Origin of the sequence: Neoroseomonas soli (assembly GCF_018129065.1) — a bacterium.
In the GTDB taxonomy this organism is placed as follows: domain Bacteria; phylum Pseudomonadota; class Alphaproteobacteria; order Acetobacterales; family Acetobacteraceae; genus Neoroseomonas; species Neoroseomonas soli.
Map to the genome: position 1 here is coordinate 1 of NZ_JAAEDM010000184.1, position 1580 is coordinate 1580.

The 1580-nt window shown below is 74.9% G+C and carries 1 protein-coding gene and 1 pseudogene; both read right to left on the reverse strand.

The features are described from left to right. Positions 1–629 (reverse strand): annotated as a pseudogene (locus tag GXW76_RS25300) (lytic transglycosylase domain-containing protein); the annotation flags it as partial. Between the two features lie 302 nt (positions 630–931). After that, positions 932–1580: uracil-DNA glycosylase (locus GXW76_RS25305; protein WP_211864904.1), on the reverse strand; the 649-nt coding region annotated here is incomplete at its 5' end.

Sequence of the window (1580 nt, forward strand, 5' to 3'; positions counted from 1 at the left end):
TACGGCATCGCCACCTCGTGCCGGCCGAGGCCCCAGGCGGCCAAGCCGGCCGCGAAGGCCGCGCGCCCGGTGCGGTCCTGCCCGCCGCGCGCGACCTCGGAGGCCATGCGGAAGGCGGCGGCGTCCTCCCCGCGCCGGAACAGGGCGATGGCGATGTCGGCGCGCAGCGCGGCCGCATAGGCCGGCGTCATGCCGCGTGTCCGGCGGATCAGTTCGAGCGCGCCGCGGGTGTTGCCGGAGAAGGCACGCTCCCGCACCGTGCGGTCGAGCGCGGGGTTGCGGATGAAGCCGCTGGCGGGCGCCTCGCGCTCCTCGGGCACGGCCTCGCCGTCCTCGGGCAGGGCGGCGTCGGGCGCTGCGGCCGTCAGCACCGTGCCGGCGGGCGAGAGGCGCGTGAGCAGCGCATGGATCGCCGGCGCGTCCGGGTGGTCGGCGTGGCGCGCCATCCAGGCGCGCAGTTCGTCGGGCGCGGGCGGAGGCGTTCCGCGGCGCAGCCAGCGGTCGGCGAGGATATGGCCGTCGAGGCGATGGTCGCGCAACGCCTCGTGCTCGCGCCGGGCGGTGGCGAGGTCGCCTTCGGCCTGGGCCTGGAAGATGCGGACGAGGCGCGCGGCATCGGCGCCGCTCAACGGCCGAGGCAATCCTGACGTCCCGGCAGCGGCCACGACCGCTCGAGGGGCGCCGGAGGCGGTCTGGTCGGCCCGTTGCGCCGCAGCCGGAAGGGGGGTTCCGAACCACAGCGGCGCACCCACCACGGCCATGACCGTCGCCGGCGCGCACCGGGCCATGGGGCAGATCGCTCGCATGGCGACTCGGCAGTACCGGGCGTTCAGCGCGCGGCGCAACTTCGAAGGCAGGGACGAATCCCGGATCCTGAGACCACCCCCAGCCGCATCAACCGCTTGGGCGGCGACGTGAAGACGAACTCTTCTCAGGATTCGTGCGGTTCCGCATCAAGCGTGCGGCGCAGCAGCAGCAAATCCGTCCAGGCATCGCGCTTGGCGGCCGGCGTGCGCAGCAGGTAGGCGGGGTGCAGGGTGGCAAGCGCCGGGACCTCCCCCAGCCCTTCCACCGCCACGCGGTGCCAGCGGCCGCGCAGCCGGGTGATGCCATCCTTGGCCCGCAGCAGCGTCTTGGCCGAGACGCCCCCCAGCAGGACCAGGTGGCGCGGCCGCGCGAGCGCGATGTGGCGCATCACGAAGGGCAGGAAGAGGTTGATCTCCGCATCCGTCGGCGTGCGGTTCCCGGGCGGGCGCCAGGGCAGGATGTTTGTGATGTAGAAGCCGCCTTCCTCCCGCCGCAGGCCGATCGAAGCGAACATCCGGTCGAGCAATTGCCCGGACTGGCCGACGAAGGGACGGCCGAGGCGATCCTCCTCGGCGCCCGGCGCCTCGCCGATCAGCATCAGGCGGTTGTCCGGCGCGCCGTCGGCGAAGACCAGGTTGGTCGCCGTGTCCCGCAACGCGGAGCCGTCGAAGGCGGCGATCGCGTCGCGCAGGGCCGGCAGGTCCGCGGCGGCAGCGGCGGCTTGCGCGGCACGGGCCGCCGCGGGGGTCGCAGGCATGGCGGCGGCCGGCGCC